Here is a 17,366-nt window from a genome sequence, read left to right on the forward strand (position 1 = left end):
TTACGCTTTCATCTCGGCAATTGAATTACCGAGGATTCCCGCTTATCTTCCTAAAACCTGTTTCATAGACAGTTCCTCTCATATATACATTTTTTCTTCTAATTATTTTTTGAATTTGTACTTTCCTTTTCCGTGACCGGATACTGGTTCGATAATATCTGCCTGTACCAGATTTGAAAGAAGTTTGGATGCTCCTGAGCTTTTTAATTCAAGAAGTTCCATAACTGCACTTCTGCCGAATACTTCTTCAAAACCAAATTTCTCGAAAAGTCTGTGGATATGAATAGTTGTTCTTACCGAAAAGTCGTTACATTTTTCAGAAAGCACTCTTTCAATGTCCACTTTTACGTCTTGAATGTCCACTTTTTCTTCTCCAATATCCACTTTTTTTCCATTCCAAAGTCCACTTATATGAAGATTGCGATTATGGAGTTCATTTTTTTCATTTAAAAGTAGATTTCTGAGAAATACTTCAAGATATTCTGTGGTTTCATGAATACCTTTTTGTAAGTTCGTATAGTTTGCACGGACAAGTGCATTTCTGAAATACCACGCATTTTCTGCAAAAATGTCATTGGTCGCTGAGAATCCAAGCATCCGCAAATATTTAATAAAGAACACTGCCGTTGTTCTTGTATTACCTTCTCCGAAGATATGGATTTGCCATAATCTTGAAATAAATATCGCAAGATGATGGATAATTTCATCCATTGACAAACCTTTATAGCTAAAAGCTTTCTCCTGCGAAAAATCATATTCCAGCGTTGCTCTCAGTTCTGAAGCACTACCATACATAACAGTTGCGCCATCAAGCACCCATTCTTTCTTTGTAATGTTATAATCCCTGAACTTTCCGGCATGTTCGTAGATTCCCTGGAAAAGTTTGCGATGGATAGAGATATATTCATTTGGAGAAAATGAAAACCCTGTTTCGGACAGAAGTTCTGCAATACGCGAAGAAACCTTATCTGCTTCCTCGGTACGTTCATCATCAGACAAATGTACTGGTCTTTCTTCATAGTAGCTATCAATAAGGCTTTGTGCTTCTTTCATCGTGATTTTGCCTTCAATATTCTGAATGGCAGTATCAACCAAATATTTAGATGGTTTAAGTCCGTCCACTGCCTGAAGCCCAATTGCTGTACTCCAAGCATAACCTTTATACGCTTTATCTGGTTCAGACTCTCGCAAATACTCTTTAAACGGGTCTTTTTCCATAGACACTACCTCTTTTATGATTCAATAAAAGCACTTCCCAGATCAACCTCCAAGAAGTGCTTTCATTTTTCTTATTTATAATTTCATATTAATACAGTTTCGCACCAGCCGGGATATGGTTATCAACCATGATCAGATGAAGTTCTTCATCCTCAGAATCCTTCAGGTTATTTACTGCGGAAAGCAGCATACCGCAGGACTCGATTCCCATCATCTTACGTGGTGGCAGGTTTGTGATCGCGATCAGGGTCTTGCCTACCAGTTCTTCTGGCTCATAGTAAGCGTGGATTCCGGAAAGGATGGTACGGTCTGTGCCTGTTCCGTCGTCCAGTGTGAACTGAAGGAGTTTTTTGCTCTTCGGAACTGCAACACACTCTTTAACCTTAACTGCACGGAAGTCAGATTTGCTGAATGTATCGAAGTCAACATCTTCTTCAAATAAAGGCTCAACCTTTACATTGGAGAAGTTGATCTTCTCATTCGGTGTGAAGAATCCGTTGTTGTCGTTTGCTGCTACCTCTGCAGTATCGCCTGCTTTGGCTGCGCTCTTATCAGAGTCAAGGCTCTTCATTGTCGGGAACAGAAGTACGTCTCTGATTGCCTGGCTGTCTGTCAGGAGCATAACGAGACGGTCGATTCCGTATCCGATACCACCTGTTGGCGGCATACCGATCTCCAGTGCGTTCAGGAAGTCTTCGTCTGTGTGGTTGGCTTCCTCATCACCTGCGTCTGCAAGAGCATCCTGTGCTTTGAAACGCTCTCTCTGGTCGATCGGGTCGTTCAGCTCGGAATATGCATTACACATTTCCCATGTATTGATAAAGAGCTCGAAACGCTCTACCTTGTTCGGATCAGAAGGTTTCTTCTTGGTCAGAGGAGAAATCTCGATCGGATGATCCATGATGAATGTCGGCTGGATCAGCTCTTTCTCACAGTACTCCTCGAAGAAGAGGTTGATGATATCACCTTTCTTATGACGGTCCTCATACTCGATATGATGCTCGTCAGCAAGTTTCTTTGCTGCCTCATCATCTGCTACTTCGTCAAAATCGATTCCTGTATATTTCTTGATGGCATCGTTCATGGTCAGACGTGCGAACGGCTTACCAAGATCGATCTCAATACCATTGTAGGAAATCTTTGTGGAACCGCAGACTTTCTCTGCAAGGTAACGGAACATGGACTCTGTCAGTTCCATCATTCCTTCATAATCAGTATATGCCTGATAAAGCTCCATCAGAGTGAACTCCGGATTGTGACGGGTGTCAACACCCTCGTTACGGAATACACGGCCGATCTCGTAAACTCTCTCAAGTCCGCCGACGATCAGTCTCTTAAGATAAAGCTCCAGGGAAATACGAAGCTTAACATCTTCGTTCAGCGCATTATAATGTGTCTCAAACGGTCTTGCTGCGGCACCACCTGCATTGGAAACCAGCATTGGTGTCTCAACTTCCATGAAGTCACGTCCTGCAAGGAAGTTACGGATCTCTTTGATGATCTGGGAACGTTTGATGAATACATTCTTGCTGTCCTGGTTCATGATAAGATCCACATATCTCTGACGATAACGGGTATCTGTATCTGTCAGCCCGTGGAATTTCTCAGGAAGGATCTGTAAACTCTTGGAAAGAAGAGTCATCTTCTCTGCATGAATGGAGATCTCACCTGTTCTTGTTCTGAAAGCAAATCCTTCCAGACCAAAAATATCACCGATATCAGATTTCTTGAAATCTGCATAGGAATCGGTTCCAATGGCGTCTCTCGCCACATAAACCTGAATATTACCCTGTAAGTCCTGGATATTGCAGAAAGAAGCTTTTCCCATTACACGTTTGAACATCATACGTCCTGCGATCGCTACGTGGATCGGGCTTGCGTCCATGATGCTTCTTCTTTCTTCATAATCCTTCTTCTGAGCCTCTTTTGCCTGCTCTTCATCAAGACCTGTTACGTCAAGCTCCTTGCGGTCTTTGAGAAGCTCTGCCTCATGTGCTTCATAAAGCTTCTTTACCTCAAGGGAATGATGTGTCTGATCAAATTTTGTGATCTGAAACGGGTCCCTGCCGTTTGCCTGAAGGTCTGCCAGTTTGTCACGACGTACCTTAAGCAGCTGGTTTACATCCTGCTTCTTCTGCTCTGCCACTTGTTGGCCTCCTTAATCTATCTATCGTTCAGCGGATATGTGCGATCCGCTCCGTTACCTGTTTTATACGTTTCTCTGGATCTCAAGAACTTTGTATTTCATGATTCCGGACGGCATTTCAACCTCAACGATATCGTTGGTGTGAGCGCCGATCAGCGCCTTACCTACCGGAGACTCGTTGGAGATCTTACCCTCAAGGCTGTTAGCCTCTGTGGAACCTACGATCTTCAGCTCCATGTCTTCATCAAACTCATAATCATGAACCTTAACCTTGCAGCCTACGCTGATTCTGTCAAGATCAACTTCGTCCTCTACTACAACCTCGGCATTCTTGAGGATCTTCTCGATCTCCTCGATACGTGCCTCGATATCTCTCTGCTCGTCTTTTGCTGCATCGTACTCAGCGTTCTCAGAAAGGTCTCCCTGCTCTCTGGCCTCTTTAATCTTTCCTGCAACTTCTTTTCTCTTAACAACTTTCAGATCGTGCAGCTCGTCTTCCAGTTTTCTAAGTCCTGCGTATGTGAGTAAGTTCTTCTTTGCTTCTTCCATTTTGCCTTACTTCCTTTCAAAACCGCGCTGTTTTTTTCTGAAAAAATACAGCTTCGGATATTTCTGTTGCTACCATTCCCAAGAGCTCTTTTTCCTAAAAAAGGGCGTAAAAACCTCAGGATATTCACAATTCCTGTATTATACCGAAAAGCCCCTGTATTGTCAAGCATTCCACGTCGAAAAAAGGGCCCTGAAAATGTAGAAAAAACCGCAGGAAAATTTAAATTTCCACACGGTTTTTTCGCAGCATTTTTTCTTATTTCTGTTTCTTATTTTTCTTCCGGGAAAAGGTCTTTATACCGGTTGGTTACCATCTGTGTCTGGAACTCAAAATCCTGCTTGTGCTGATTGACCAGTGTAGACAGGATAATTCCGGAAAACCAGCAGATAATCGCTGTCATGATCACAAATCCACTTACGATCAGTGTAGGCAGTTTGTTCACAGTTCCCACTTCCAGAAAGTGAATCAGTACCGGAATAAAAAATGCCATCCCGACTACAAACAGCACCGCTGCTATAATAGAAAAGAATTCCAACGGCTTATAATTTTTAAACATTCTCATGATCGTCTTCAGCACTTTAAATCCATCTGCGTAGGTATTCAGTTTGGATTCGCTTCCCTCCGGACGGTCGCGGTATTCAATGATCACATTCTCTACCTGCATGTTCTTATCTATGGCATGAATCGTCATTTCTGTCTCAATCTCAAAATTTCTGGAAAGGACCGGAAATGTTTTTACAAAGCGGTAACTCATTGCCCGGTATCCGGTCATAATGTCCTTGATATCACTTTTGAAAAGGCGGTTGATAGAACCACGGACAATGCTGTTTCCGAAATTATGGAAAGGACGTTTGTTCTCTGTAAAATATGTAGAGGACAGGCGATCTCCGACAACCATGTCTGTTCCGTTTTTCAGAACTTTCTCACACATCTGTGCCGCAAATTCCGCCGGATAGGTGTCGTCCCCGTCAACCATCAGATAGCACTGTGCATCAATATCACGAAACATACTGCGGATTACGTTGCCCTTTCCCTGCTGATATTCATAACGGACAACAGCCCCTTCTTTCCTCGCAATCTCGTCTGTACCATCTGTGGAATTGTTATCATATACGTAAATCACAGACTCCGGAAGTGCTTTTCGCATATCACGGATAACCTTGGCTACAGTCTTACTTTCGTTATAGCAAGGTATCAAAACTGCTATTTTATCTGGCATCTGTACTTTTTTTCTCCTGTAAAGCTCTTATGTTTTCTGACCGACCCACTGACTGTAGCACGCGTTCTGTTCCTTGTCAATAGCCCTGGCGGTTTCTTCCTCTTTATCGTTCAAGAAGCATATCTGTAAGTTTTTTCAGTTCTTCATAACTTGCAATATTGTTGGATTCTCTCCGGATTCCGGCACTGTGCCGCATGCCTGCCGTATACCAGGCTACATGTTTCCGCATTTCACGGATTCCGATATATTCACCTTTGATTTCGATCTGGTTTCTGGCATGACGCAGGATCATTTCACAAACTTCCTCCACGGTTGGTTTCGGAAGTTTTTCTCCGGTAAGAAAATAGTGGTTCAGCTCCCGGAAGATCCACGGGTTTCCACGTACTGCACGGCCGATCATCACCGCATCACAGCCGGTTTCTTTAAACATGGCTGCTGCGGTTTCCGGTGAAATGATATCTCCGTTTCCGATCACGGGAATCGTCACCGCTTCCTTCACCCTGCGGATGGCATCCCAGTCTGCCTGTCCGGAATAATACTGCTGGCGGGTTCTTCCATGTACAGCAATGGCTGCTGCCCCGGCATCTTCCACACGTCTGGCGATTTCCACCACATCCACCGGTGTTTTATCATCAAAACCGATACGCACTTTCACAGTCACCGGCTTGGAAATGGCGCCGGAAACACTGCGTACGATCTCTTCGATCAGTTTAGGATTTTTCAGAAGTGCGGAGCCTTCCCCGTTGTTTACCACCTTGGGGACAGGGCATCCCATATTGATATCGAGAATGTCAAAAGGACGCTCCTCGATACTTTTTGCCACCTCTGCCATCAGATCCGGCTCACTGCCAAAAAGCTGCATGGATACCGGATGCTCCCCTGGATTGATCTCCATCAGTGCCTCTGTATTCTTATTGTGAAAAGAAATTGCCTTGGCGCTGACCATCTCCATACAGATCAGTCCTGCTCCCTGCTCCTTGCAAAGTCTTCGAAATGCCAGATCTGTAACCCCGGCCATCGGCGCAAGCACAAAGGGATTCGGGATCTCCACATTTCCGATCTTCCACTGCATCTTCATGTATCAGTCCTCAACTGTATCTGCTTTTTTCTTAAGTTCCTCGTCCGGGATATCTCCCAGGAAAAATACTTTGTAGTACATTTCCAGAGATTCCAGAAGCTCTCTTTTGTCACGCTGGAGTTCCTTGATCTTCAGCGCACTTCCGATCTCATCAAAACGGGCATCTGCCTCCAGTGCTTCTGTCTTAAACTGCAGGCTTCCGTCCTCGTCAAATTCCAGTGTCAGGATCCCGCCTACATCCTCTGTGAAAAGCACGCACATGATCTGCAGTTCCTGCTTTACTGCTTCCGGAAGGGACGCAAAATCCTGGTTAAAATAATATTTCTGCTCATATGAGCTTGCTCCGCAGAGCACAATGTTATCCTGATACATAAATACTCCTTTATTTATAACATAAATTCATCATAAAACATTGCCGAAAAACTACTGCCGGAAATTTTATCCGATCTGTATTTCTCTATTTTTACACATAGCTGTACAGTCCTCGCACAGAAACTTCTCCAGAATTTACTTCTTCAATGGTGCCGTCTGCACGTTCCACCAGAAGTTCCCCGCCGGCGTTGATTCCTCTTGCGATTCCCTCGTACGGATCGTTCTGATCCAGCACACGTACCGGCTGGTTCAGATTGGCCAGAAGTTTCTCATAATCCGGTTTCAGGCCGCTTAAGTCTTCTGTCTCCACAAACTTCTCATAATTTTCCTCAAAACGCTTCATCACAAGTCCGGTTACCTCTGCCCGGTCAAAAAGATGTCCGCTTTCCAGATACAGGGAGGTAGCTTTGTCCGCCATTTCTTCCGGAAAACTGTCCATATTTACATTGATCCCGACGCCAATGACCGCACAGCCGATCTTATCCTGTTTCATGGTCATCTCGGTAAGGATCCCACAGATTTTTTTGCGGGAAACTACCACGTCATTAGGCCATTTGATTCCTACATCAAGACCAAGATCCGCAACTGCCTGTGCAACAGAAAGTCCCATAACAAGTGTCATCATCGGCGCTTTCTGAGGAGAAAATTCCGGGCAGAGAAGAATGCTCATGGTGATGGCACTGTCTGGCGGTGCACTCCACCGTCTTGTAAAACGTCCACGGCCTGCGGACTGATACTCTGCCACAAAAAGCTCACCATGTCCCGCTCCTTCTTCCTTCCAGGCACGTTTGCCCCAGAGGTTGGTGGAATCAATTTCTCTTGCAAAATGGACGGTTTTGCCCGCCCATTTTGTATGTGTTGCCTGTGAAATTATTTCTTCATTAAATAACTCTGCCATTATTTCTCCGGCTCTCCTAATGTAGCAACGATCACAGCCTTGATGGTATGCATACGGTTCTCTGCTTCGTCAAATACCTTGGACTGCGGAGACTCGAATACCTCGTCTGTAACCTCCATGTCTGTAAGGTTGAAACGCTCGCCCATCTCTTTTCCAATCTTTGTCTTAAGATCATGGAATGCAGGCAGGCAGTGAAGGAAGATTGCCTTCTCACCGGCGTTCTCCATTACATGTTTCGTAACTTTGTATGGTGTCAGGTCATGGATACGCTCTGTCCATACTTCGTCAGGCTCGCCCATGGATACCCATACATCTGTGTAGATAATGTCTGCATCTTTGGTTCCTGCCTCTACATCCTCTGTGAGAGTGATGGTGGAACCTGCCTCTTTTGCCCACTGCTGGCACTGTGCTACCAGTTCATCATTCGGGAAATATTTTTTATTGGTGCAGGCTACGAAATCGAGACCAAGTTTGGAGCATACAACCATGAGGGAGTTACCCATGTTGTAACGGGCATCACCCATGTATACAAGTTTCAGGCCTTTCAGTTTGCCGAAATGCTCACGTACTGTCAGCATATCTGCAAGCATCTGTGTCGGATGATACTCGTTTGTCAGACCATTCCATACCGGAACACCTGCATGTTTTGCAAGCTCCTCAACAATATCCTGGCCAAATCCGCGGTACTCAATTCCTTCATACATTCTTCCAAGAACTCTTGCTGTATCTGCGATGCTCTCTTTCTTTCCGATCTGGGAACCTGTCGGATCAAGATAAGTGGAACCCATTCCCAGATCATGAGCAGCTACTTCGAAGGAACAGCGTGTTCTTGTACTTGTTTTTTCAAAGATCAGGGCAATGTTCTTGCCTCTGTAATACTCATGAAGCTCTCCGGCTTTTTTCTTTGCTTTCAGGTCCGCTGCAAGATCGATCATGTAAGTGATCTCTTCCGGTGTAAAGTCTTTCAGTGTCAGGAAATTTCTTCCTTTAAGATTCATAATATATCCTCCTCACGGCTGCAGATTTATTTCTGCTCTGCCGGTTTATCTGTCATGATTTCCTTCAGGGATGTTGCCAGCCCTGCAATGCCCTGTATCTCGGACGGAATAATGATCTTCGTTGCTTTGCCGTCGGCAACTTTTGTGAGTGCTTCCAGGCTCTTCAGGGTAAGAACGGACTCGTCTGCTCCTGCATCTTTGATCATGCGAAGTCCCTCCGCAGTTGCCTGCTGTACTTTAAGAACTGCCTGTGCCTGTCCTTCTGCTTCTTTGATCATACGCTCTTTCTGTGCTTCCGCATGAAGGATCGCTGCCTGTTTCTCAGCCTCCGCGTCAAGGATCGCGGACTGTTTTTTACCTTCTGCGACAAGGATGGTAGAACGTTTCTCTCCTTCTGCTTTCAGGATGGCTTCTCGTCTCTCACGCTCGGCTTTCATCTGTTTCTCCATGGCATCCTGGATGGCTGCCGGAGGAATGATGTTCTTAAGCTCTACACGGTTCACCTTGATTCCCCATGGATCTGTAGCTTCATCAAGGGAAGCTCTCATCCTGGTGTTGATGACTTCACGGGATGTCAGTGTCTCATCCAGTTCCATATCACCGATGATATTACGAAGTGTTGTAGCAGAAAGATTCTCGATAGCCATGATCGGATTCTCAACGCCATATGCATAAAGCTTCGGATCTGTGATCTGGAAAAATACAACGGTATCGATCTGCATGGTTACGTTATCTTTCGTGATCACCGGCTGCGGTGGAAAATCCACAACCTGCTCTTTTAAGTTTACTCTTCTTGCAACACGCTCAATGAACGGAACCTTGAAATGAATACCTGTGCTCCAGGTAGCTTTGTAAGCGCCAAGACGTTCCAGTACCACAGCATAAGCCTGCGGCACAATGCGGATGCAGGATGCAAGTACCCACAATACAAGAACGATGACTACAAGCAAAACAATAACTCCACCCATAATTTTAGCCCTCCTTATTATCTTCTTTTACGATCAGCTTCACTCCGCGGATCTCTTTGATCTCAACTACTGCACCGGCCGGTATTTCAACCGATTCGTCGGCTGAACGTGCCGTCCATTCGATATCATTGATCCGCACCTGCCCGGTCTGAGCCAGGTTGTTGATTGGCTGTATTACTACGGCCCTTTTTCCCAGAAGGCTCTCTGCATTGGTCTTCTCCACGCCCTTGTTCATGTAGCGAACCGCCAGAGGTCTGGTAAAGATCAGAAGCACCACGGAAACTCCGAAAAATAAAAGGAGCTGTACAACAATTCCCCCGCCGAGCCACGAGACAATGCACGCCACAAGAGCACCGCCTGCAAACCAGACAGTGGTAAGTCCTACCGTGATCGCTTCAATTACCAGTAAAATTGCCAGTATTCCAAGCCAGGCCAAAGGTGTCATAAAACCCCTCCTCTCTTATTCTCTTCTCTGTCTTGCAGCTTCATACATCAAAATCCCCGATGCCATAGCAGCATTCAGCGATTCTACTTTTCCGCACATCGGGATGCGTATCAGGCAGTCTGCTGCGTCCGCAGCCTGGTCTGTAAGACCTTTTCCCTCGTTTCCGATAAAAAATGCGGTACCACCTTTATAGGATTCATGATCGTAGGAATTCTCACCTTTCAGATGAGCTGCAAAACTGCGGATTCCTTTTTCTTTCAGCTTCTTTTCTAATGATACCACATCTTCCACATATAGAAAAGGCATTCTGTAAATGGAGCCCATGGTAGAACGGATCACCTTGGGATTTGTGATATCCACACAGGTTTTTGTAAGAAAAACGCCGCTCACGCCGGCGCCCTCACCGGTCCTTAAAATGGTTCCCGCATTTCCCGGATCCTGAAGATCTTCAAGAACCATGACCAGAGGATTTTCTCCTGCCAGTACTTCTTCCTCGCTCCAGGAAGGCAGTTTCAGAACGGTAAGGATCCCCTGGGGAGTCTTGGTGTCACACATCTGACGGAATACGGAATCTTTCACGATCTCATAAGGATATTTCTCTACCTGGGACATCAGCTCTCCATCCTTGGAAAAAGTCTCGGAGACAAACACCTGGGAAACCCAGTTTTCCGGTGCTTCCAGAAACATCTTCCGGCCTTCCGCCACAAAAAGTCCCTGTTCTCTTCTGGCTTTTGCCTTCTGGTTCAGCTGCATGACATTTTTTATTTTTGCATTTGATACACTGGTTATCATACTTTTTCTCTTACTCCTTGCACTTATCCTGTTTACGGAATCTTCGAAAAATCACTTCATAAACGCCGGTTCCGCATTAAGATCCTTATTTTTTCCAATGGCGATTATGGAACAGCGGTCCGGAAGCGGCTCGGACGGTTTCAGATCTACTGTGACATTTTCGCCCTGTTTAATACCAATGATATTAATGTGAAAACGCTCCCGCACATTCAGATCTATGAGACTTTTCCCGATCCATGACTCCGGAATGGAAAACTCTGCCATACTGAATTCCGCCGAAAGTTCAAATACATCCAGATATCCGCCGGACAGGAGATTTCTGGCAACACGGAGTCCCATGGCCTGTTCCGGATAAATGATTTTATCTGCACCGATTTTGTCAAGAATACGTCCATGAAGAGAATTCATGCTTTTTGCAACTACAAAGGGAACTCCCAGATCCTTGGCCTGCATGGTTGCGGAAATGCTGGCTTCCAGATTTTCGGCAACTGCGATAATGGCCACATCCACATTCTGAACTCCCAGTGCTTTCAGGATTCCAGGTTCACGGACATCTGCTTTCACCGCGTAGGTTACTTTTTCGGAAATCTCTTCGATATTTTCTTCTTTGTCGTCAATGGCAAGGACATCACAGTCGGACTCTGCCAGCGTCACCGCCAGAGTCATTCCAAACTGTCCAAGCCCGATCACAGCAAAAGATTTATTTTTCATTTTATTCTCCTGTTTAACCGATCATGATATCTTCTTCCCCGAGATGAGTCGTGCTTCCCGGCCTGTTACGCACACGCACCACAACTGCAGTTCCCAGTGTCAGTGGTCCGATACGTCCCAGATACATGGTAAGGATCACGATCCACTTGCCTGCCACATTCAGCTGAGGTGTCAGTCCTCTGGAAAGTCCTACTGTAGCCCCCGCAGAAGTGATCTCATATAAAACATCTGCCAGATCCACTCCCGGCATTACTGCGGACAAAAGCACCGTCATGGTAAAAAGGATCAACACACTGGTTCCTGCAACAACCATGGCAGAACGGAGATAGCTCTCACGGATCCTGCGGCCGTATACCTCTACATCCTTTTTTCCCTGAAGATATGCTGCAATAGAAAGGATCAGAACCGCAATGGTAGTAGTCTTCACACCACCGGCAGTGCCCATGGGTGATCCTCCGATAAACATCCACAGTAGGGAAATGATCACGGTAGGTGTGGACAAAAGCGACTGATCCATGGTATAAAATCCCGCCGTACGTGTTGTCACTGACTGGAAAAAGGATGCCATGAGCTTTGTTCCCAGTGGTGCCCCCTTTAGCGTGGAAGGGTTTCCGGATTCAAAGATAAATACCAGAAATGCTCCTGAAAATACCAGGATCCCGGTCATCGTAAGGACCAGCTTGCTCTGAAGCCGCAGTACACGAAAAACTCTGGATGGGGAGAGCTCTTTTCTCAGAACCTTGCGGAATTTATCCCACAGATCCCACCAGACGATAAATCCAAGACCTGACACAATGATCAGGCCAATCGTAGTGATATTGACCAGCGGATTGCTCACATATACCGAAAGGCTTGTTTCCCCGAAAAGATCGATCCCTGCGTTGCAGAATGCAGATACCGCCAGAAATATGGCATGCACCAGACCTTTTTTTATTCCAAATTCCGGTACAAAGCAAAACGCATACAGGACCGCACCGATTCCTTCTGCAAGAAACACGCATTTCACCACACTGCGGACTACAGCCACGACTCCACCCATTTCATCCAGGTTATAGGATTCCTTGATGATCCGCCGGTTTTTCAGGGAAATTTTCCGCCGGAGGCTGATGAATATCATATTTGCCAGTGCGATCAGTCCGATCCCGCCGATCTGTATCAGGCACAGGATAACCGCTTTTCCAATGGGGCTCCACTGGACTGCCATGACAACTGTGGAAAGTCCCGTCACACATACGCTGGTTGCCGCTGTAAAAACAGCATCCGGGAAGGTAACAGCCTGCCCGGGTGCACTGCAGAACGGCAGCCACAAAATAAATCCGCCTACAAAAATCACCCCCGCAAAGCCGAGGGCAATTATTTGTGACGTATTCAGTTTATGCAATCCGTCTGAAACTTTTTTCAAGTTCATATTTTTTATTTATTGTAGTTGTGAGAAAGAGAATTGCAAACCTCCCACATGTAGGAATCTACATTCTTCTGCATTGCAAGAGCCTCATTGATGTCAAAATCAACGAACTCACCGTGGCGATATCCAACAACACGGCTGCGTTTACCGGCAACAAGAAGGTCTACTGCAAGAGCACCCATCATGGACGCATATACACGGTCCTTACATGTAGGGCTTCCACCACGCTGCATGTGACCAAGGATAGTTGCACGTGTCTCGATGCCTGTTGCAGCCTCGATACGTTTTGCCATAGCCTCTGAATGGCCGATACCCTCAGCATTTACGATGATATGGTGTTTCTTGCCTTTCTTACGGCTCTCTACGATATTGTCAATAAGCTTCTGCTCGTCGTAATCATATTTCTCCGGGATCAGGATATCCTCAGCACCGTTTGCGATACCGCACCATACTGCAAGGTATCCGGCGTTACGTCCCATAACCTCGATGATACTGCATCTCTCATGGGATGTGGATGTATCACGTACCTTATCGATGGCTTCCATCGCTGTGTTTACAGCTGTATCGAAACCGATGGTGTACTCGGTACATGCGATATCAAGGTCAATGGTTCCCGGCAGGCCAATGGTATTGATTCCAAGGTTCGCAAGTTTCTGAGCACCTGCGAAGGAACCGTCTCCACCGATAACAACAAGGCCGTCGATTCCATGCTTTCTGCAGATCTCTGCAGCCTGCTGCTGTCCTTCCTCTGTTCTCATCTCTGCACATCTGGCAGTATAAAGAATTGTTCCGCCTCGCTCAATCGTATCGGAAACATCTCTTGCTGTCATGTCTCTGATCTCTTCATTTAAGAGACCGCTGTATCCTTTATAGATTCCCTTTACGTTCAGTCCGCTGCTTAATCCTCTTCTGACAACAGCACGGATTGCAGCATTCATTCCAGGTGCGTCACCGCCACTGGTCAAAACGCCGATCGTTTTGATTTTGTTCTCTGCCATATTGTTATCCTCCATCTTATGAAACAACCTATTGTAATACACATATTCGGATATAGTTTATAGCATTTTTATAAGTTTTTCAATACTCTGTCCACAATTTTAACATTGGAACTTCCATATTTTTCACACATGTGTTCCAGCCAGGAATCCTCGATATGGACCTGATAGGCAGGCGGAAGTTTCTTCATTGCCTTGACATCTTTGAGATAAATAACCACACTGCTGTTTCCTCTGGATGACATCAGATCATCTACCAGACCGGTCTCGGCTTTTGCGTAGTCTTCCCGGCTTTCGAACTGGATCCACAGTTCTTTTGGCATATCATCGAAGGTACGGACTTTTTCCAGGATCAGTTTGCTGGCTTTGTCGTCTTCCGCAGATACTCTTCCCTGGATGAAAAGTCTGGCATCTTCGTTCAGGAACATCTGGCATTTTTCGTAATCACGCGGAAATACCACAACTTCCACGGTGCCTACCAGATCTTCTACGGTAAGGAACGCCATTACCTTATTATTCTTTGTATATTTTATGGTTTTATCCGTAATCATTCCGCCTACGATCACTTTCTGGTTATCATAGACTTCCGGAATTCCGGTTTCATCATCCGGCTGGAAATCCGACGTTTTTGCAGAGATCATTTTTTCCATCATATTCCGGTAGCGCTCCAGTGGATGGCCGCTGAGATAAATGCCAAGAACTTCTTTTTCGAAGGTCAGGATGATCTCTTTCGGATATTCCTCAACCTGCGGCATACGGATCTCAAATTCCTTTTTATCTTCCTCAGAAGCAATATCAAAAAGGCTCAACTGTCCGGCCATGGTGTGCTTTTTGTCCTGGTTGATACTGTCGATGATCTGCGTATATATGGTCATCTTCTGTTTCCGGTTTCCTTCCAGACAGTCCAGTGCTCCGGCCTTGATCAGATTTTCCACAACACGTTTGTTGATCTGATCAATATTTCGCTCCACAAAAGTTTTCAGGGAAGTATATTCCCCGTGCTCCTCTCGTTCCCGCACAATCCCCTCAATAACCGGGCGGCCGATACTCTTGATAGCAGAAAGTGCATAGCGGATGGCACCGTTGTCAACAGAAAAACCATACATGCCATGATTGATATCCGGCGGAAGGATCTGGATTCCCATCTGACGGCATACGGAAATATACTCCGCTACCTTGTTTGGCATTTCCACAACGGACGTCATCAGCGCAGCCATGAATTCTACCGGATAGTAGTATTTCAGATATGCGGTCTGATAGGAAACCACCGCATAAGCGGCAGCGTGAGACTTATTGAAAGCATACTTCGCAAAGTCTGTCATCTCATCGTAGATCTTGTTTGCGATCTCCTCGGAAATGCCGTTGGCGATACAGCCCGGAACCCCCTCTTCCACATTTCCGTAAACGAAATTCTGGCGCTCTTTTGCCATAACAGAAGCTTTCTTCTTGGACATGGCACGGCGCACCAGGTCGCTTCGTCCAAGAGTATAGCCTGCAAGATCACGGACGATCTGCATAACCTGCTCCTGGTATACGATACAGCCATAGGTCGGCTTCAGGATGGGCTCCATCTGCGGGCAGTCATAACGGATGGTATCCGGACGGTTTTTTCCGCGGATGTACTGCGGAATGAAATCCATGGGACCCGGACGGTAAAGGGAAATTCCCGCGATGACATCCTCAAGGCTCTGAGGCTTCAGTTCCTTCATGAAGTTTTTCATTCCGGCACTCTCGAGCTGGAACACGCCGTCAGTACGTCCTGTTCCGAGAGAATTCAGTACTTTTTTGTCGTTGTAATCAATTTTCTGCATATCCAGGAAAACGCCGGTACTCTGTTCTATCATTTTTACCGCGTTCTGGATAACGGTCAGGGTACGTAACCCCAGGAAATCCATTTTCAGAAGTCCCAGCTCTTCCAGTGTTGTCATGGTAAACTGTGTGACAATGGAACCGTCCTGGGCTCTGGAAAGAGGTACGTATTCCGATACGTCTTTCTGGCTGATCACAACACCTGCTGCATGCATGGAAGTATGTCTTGGCAGACCCTCCAGACGCTTGGCAAGGTCGATCAGGCGGTGGATATCTTCCTGTTCCTCATAGGCTTTCCGGAACTCCGGATTCATTCCCAGTGCCTTATCAATGGTGATATTTGGCTCCTGTGGAACCATCTTGGCGATGGTGTCTACCTGGGCATAAGGCATGTCCAGAACACGGCCTACATCACGGATCACACCGCGGGCTGCCAAAGTACCGAAGGTAACGATCTGAACCACGCAGTCATCGCCATATTTCCGCCGTACATAATCGATAACTTCCTGTCTTCGTTCAAAGCAGAAGTCCACATCAATATCCGGCATGGATACTCGTTCCGGATTCAGGAAACGCTCAAAGAGAAGATCATACCGGATCGGATCCAGCTGGGTGATCCCAAGTGTATAGGCAACCAGGCTTCCTGCGGCGGAACCTCGTCCCGGGCCGACCATGATATCATTGTCTCTGGCATATTTGATGAAGTCCCACACAATGAGGAAGTAATCTACATATCCCATGTTTTTGATGGTGGACAGCTCATAATCCAGGCGTTTTTTCAGCGCATCGGTTACCGGATGATAACGCTGTTCCAGCCCTTCATGGCAAAGCTTGTTCAGATACTCCCAGGAGGTCAGTCCGTCGGGCACATCATATTTCGGCAGCTTGGTCACGCCGAATTCGATCTCCACGTGGCAGCGCAGCGCGATCTTGTGGGTATTTTCCAGAGCTTCCAGAGCATATGGAAAAAGTCTCGCCATCTCTTCTGGAGATTTCACATAATACTGGCCGCCCTCATAGCGCATTCTGTTCTCATCGCTGAGTTTTTTCTGGGTCTGCAGACAGAGGAGCACGTCATGGGGCTCCGCATCCTCAGCCATGGTATAATGCACGTCATTGGTAGCAACCAGGTCGATTCCTGTCTCTCTGTGCATGCGGAGAAGCTGCTGGTTTACCGTCTGCTGCTCCGGAATTCCATGATCCTGAAGCTCCAGGAAGAAATTTCCTTTTCCAAAAATATCCTGATAACGCAGGGCTGCGATCTTTGCATCCTCATACATTCCACGGGCAAGATACCTTGCAACCTCTCCTGCCAGGCAGGCACTTAAGGCAATGATTCCCTCGTGATATTTTTCCAGAAGTTCCAAATCCACACGTGGCTTATAATAAAAGCCTTCCACAAATGCCTTGGATACGATCTTCATCAGATTGCTGTAGCCCTGATTATTCTCGGCCAGCAGAACCAGATGGTAATAACGGTCATCGCCACTTCCCACTTCCCGGTCAAAACGGGAACCCGGAGCCACATAAACCTCACATCCGAGGATCGGATTGATCCCGGCTTCTCTTGCAGCCCTGTAAAAATCAATGACACCATACATAACGCCATGATCAGTGATCGCCGCGCTGTCCATACCCAGTTCTTTCACTCTGGCCACATACTCTTTGATCTTATTGGAGCCATCCAGAAGACTGTATTCTGTATGGACATGTAAATGTGTAAACTCCAAATCCTTCTCTCCTTACTGTAAAAACAGGGCTC

15 protein-coding genes are annotated in these 17,366 nt (G+C 46.2%); all 15 read right to left on the bottom strand.

Features of this window, described 5'->3' with window-relative positions; genetic code table 11:
- Nucleotides 1-102 precede the first annotated feature (102 nt).
- The 15 genes from G5B12_RS12540 to G5B12_RS12610 all read right to left on the bottom strand — a co-directional run bounded on the left by G5B12_RS12540 (nucleotide 103) and on the right by G5B12_RS12610 (nucleotide 17,334).
- On the bottom strand, nucleotides 103-1,218 hold the full coding sequence (locus tag G5B12_RS12540) for a Fic family protein (protein ID WP_174088426.1): 1,116 nt from the start codon (nucleotides 1,216-1,218) through the stop codon (nucleotides 103-105).
- An 88-nt stretch (nucleotides 1,219-1,306) separates the two neighbouring features.
- A complete protein-coding gene (lysS, locus tag G5B12_RS12545) occupies nucleotides 1,307-3,103 on the bottom strand; it encodes a lysine--tRNA ligase (RefSeq protein WP_242997074.1) in 1,797 nt (598 codons plus the stop codon).
- 324 nt (nucleotides 3,104-3,427) lie between these two features.
- Nucleotides 3,428-3,913: a transcription elongation factor GreA gene (greA, locus tag G5B12_RS12550; RefSeq protein ID WP_021975942.1), complete on the bottom strand. Its 486-nt coding sequence runs from the start codon at nucleotides 3,911-3,913 to the stop codon at nucleotides 3,428-3,430.
- Nucleotides 3,914-4,182: 269 nt separating this feature from the next.
- Nucleotides 4,183-5,133: a glycosyltransferase family 2 protein gene (locus G5B12_RS12555; protein ID WP_021975943.1), complete on the bottom strand. Its 951-nt coding sequence runs from the start codon at nucleotides 5,131-5,133 to the stop codon at nucleotides 4,183-4,185.
- A 103-nt stretch (nucleotides 5,134-5,236) separates the two neighbouring features.
- A complete protein-coding gene (gene dusB / locus G5B12_RS12560; protein WP_334297802.1) occupies nucleotides 5,237-6,205 on the bottom strand; it encodes a tRNA dihydrouridine synthase DusB in 969 nt (322 codons plus the stop codon).
- Nucleotides 6,206-6,214: 9 nt separating this feature from the next.
- Nucleotides 6,215-6,583 (bottom strand): DUF6145 family protein, encoded by a 369-nt coding sequence (locus tag G5B12_RS12565; protein WP_021975945.1) that lies wholly within the window; start codon nucleotides 6,581-6,583, stop codon nucleotides 6,215-6,217.
- A 91-nt stretch (nucleotides 6,584-6,674) separates the two neighbouring features.
- Complete coding sequence (locus G5B12_RS12570) at nucleotides 6,675-7,481, bottom strand: biotin--[acetyl-CoA-carboxylase] ligase (protein WP_174088429.1); 807 nt, start codon at nucleotides 7,479-7,481, stop codon at nucleotides 6,675-6,677.
- Nucleotides 7,481-8,479 carry an ornithine carbamoyltransferase gene (gene argF, locus G5B12_RS12575; protein ID WP_021975947.1) on the bottom strand — a complete coding sequence of 333 codons (999 nt, stop codon included), beginning with the start codon at nucleotides 8,477-8,479 and terminating at the stop codon, nucleotides 7,481-7,483. The genes G5B12_RS12570 and argF overlap by 1 nt, the downstream gene beginning before the upstream one ends.
- 26 nt (nucleotides 8,480-8,505) lie before the next feature.
- Nucleotides 8,506-9,447: an SPFH domain-containing protein gene (locus G5B12_RS12580; RefSeq protein ID WP_021975948.1), complete on the bottom strand. Its 942-nt coding sequence runs from the start codon at nucleotides 9,445-9,447 to the stop codon at nucleotides 8,506-8,508.
- Between the two features lie 4 nt (nucleotides 9,448-9,451).
- On the bottom strand, nucleotides 9,452-9,892 hold the full coding sequence (locus tag G5B12_RS12585) for an NfeD family protein (RefSeq protein WP_021975949.1): 441 nt from the start codon (nucleotides 9,890-9,892) through the stop codon (nucleotides 9,452-9,454).
- A gap of 15 nt (nucleotides 9,893-9,907) precedes the next feature.
- A complete protein-coding gene (locus tag G5B12_RS12590; protein WP_174088430.1) occupies nucleotides 9,908-10,684 on the bottom strand; it encodes a TrmH family RNA methyltransferase in 777 nt (258 codons plus the stop codon).
- A gap of 51 nt (nucleotides 10,685-10,735) precedes the next feature.
- Nucleotides 10,736-11,395, bottom strand: coding sequence for a potassium channel family protein (locus tag G5B12_RS12595; RefSeq protein WP_174088431.1), 660 nt, complete (start codon nucleotides 11,393-11,395; stop codon nucleotides 10,736-10,738).
- A gap of 13 nt (nucleotides 11,396-11,408) precedes the next feature.
- Nucleotides 11,409-12,797 carry a TrkH family potassium uptake protein gene (locus G5B12_RS12600; protein ID WP_330384701.1) on the bottom strand — a complete coding sequence of 463 codons (1,389 nt, stop codon included), beginning with the start codon at nucleotides 12,795-12,797 and terminating at the stop codon, nucleotides 11,409-11,411.
- Nucleotides 12,798-12,808: 11 nt separating this feature from the next.
- A complete protein-coding gene (pfkA, locus tag G5B12_RS12605; RefSeq protein ID WP_021975953.1) occupies nucleotides 12,809-13,798 on the bottom strand; it encodes a 6-phosphofructokinase in 990 nt (329 codons plus the stop codon).
- A gap of 68 nt (nucleotides 13,799-13,866) precedes the next feature.
- Nucleotides 13,867-17,334 (bottom strand): DNA polymerase III subunit alpha, encoded by a 3,468-nt coding sequence (locus G5B12_RS12610; protein WP_174088432.1) that lies wholly within the window; start codon nucleotides 17,332-17,334, stop codon nucleotides 13,867-13,869.
- Between the last annotated feature and the right edge of the window lie 32 nt (nucleotides 17,335-17,366).

The sequence above is a fragment of the Blautia sp. MSK.20.85 genome, assembly GCF_013317245.1.
Classification (GTDB): Bacteria; Bacillota; Clostridia; order Lachnospirales; family Lachnospiraceae; genus Blautia_A.

Coding starts and splice junctions, on each gene's coding strand:
- G5B12_RS12540 (WP_174088426.1), bottom strand. CDS start 1,218: ATGGAAAAAGACCCGTTTAAAGAGTATTTGCGAGAGTCTGAACCAGAT.
- lysS (WP_242997074.1), bottom strand. CDS start 3,103: ATGGACGCAAGCCCGATCCACGTAGCGATCGCAGGACGTATGATGTTC.
- greA (WP_021975942.1), bottom strand. CDS start 3,913: ATGGAAGAAGCAAAGAAGAACTTACTCACATACGCAGGACTTAGAAAA.
- G5B12_RS12555 (WP_021975943.1), bottom strand. CDS start 5,133: ATGCCAGATAAAATAGCAGTTTTGATACCTTGCTATAACGAAAGTAAG.
- dusB (WP_334297802.1), bottom strand. CDS start 6,205: ATGCAGTGGAAGATCGGAAATGTGGAGATCCCGAATCCCTTTGTGCTT.
- G5B12_RS12565 (WP_021975945.1), bottom strand. CDS start 6,583: ATGTATCAGGATAACATTGTGCTCTGCGGAGCAAGCTCATATGAGCAG.
- G5B12_RS12570 (WP_174088429.1), bottom strand. CDS start 7,481: ATGGCAGAGTTATTTAATGAAGAAATAATTTCACAGGCAACACATACA.
- argF (WP_021975947.1), bottom strand. CDS start 8,479: ATGAATCTTAAAGGAAGAAATTTCCTGACACTGAAAGACTTTACACCG.
- G5B12_RS12580 (WP_021975948.1), bottom strand. CDS start 9,447: ATGGGTGGAGTTATTGTTTTGCTTGTAGTCATCGTTCTTGTATTGTGG.
- G5B12_RS12585 (WP_021975949.1), bottom strand. CDS start 9,892: ATGACACCTTTGGCCTGGCTTGGAATACTGGCAATTTTACTGGTAATT.
- G5B12_RS12590 (WP_174088430.1), bottom strand. CDS start 10,684: ATGATAACCAGTGTATCAAATGCAAAAATAAAAAATGTCATGCAGCTG.
- G5B12_RS12595 (WP_174088431.1), bottom strand. CDS start 11,395: ATGAAAAATAAATCTTTTGCTGTGATCGGGCTTGGACAGTTTGGAATG.
- pfkA (WP_021975953.1), bottom strand. CDS start 13,798: ATGGCAGAGAACAAAATCAAAACGATCGGCGTTTTGACCAGTGGCGGT.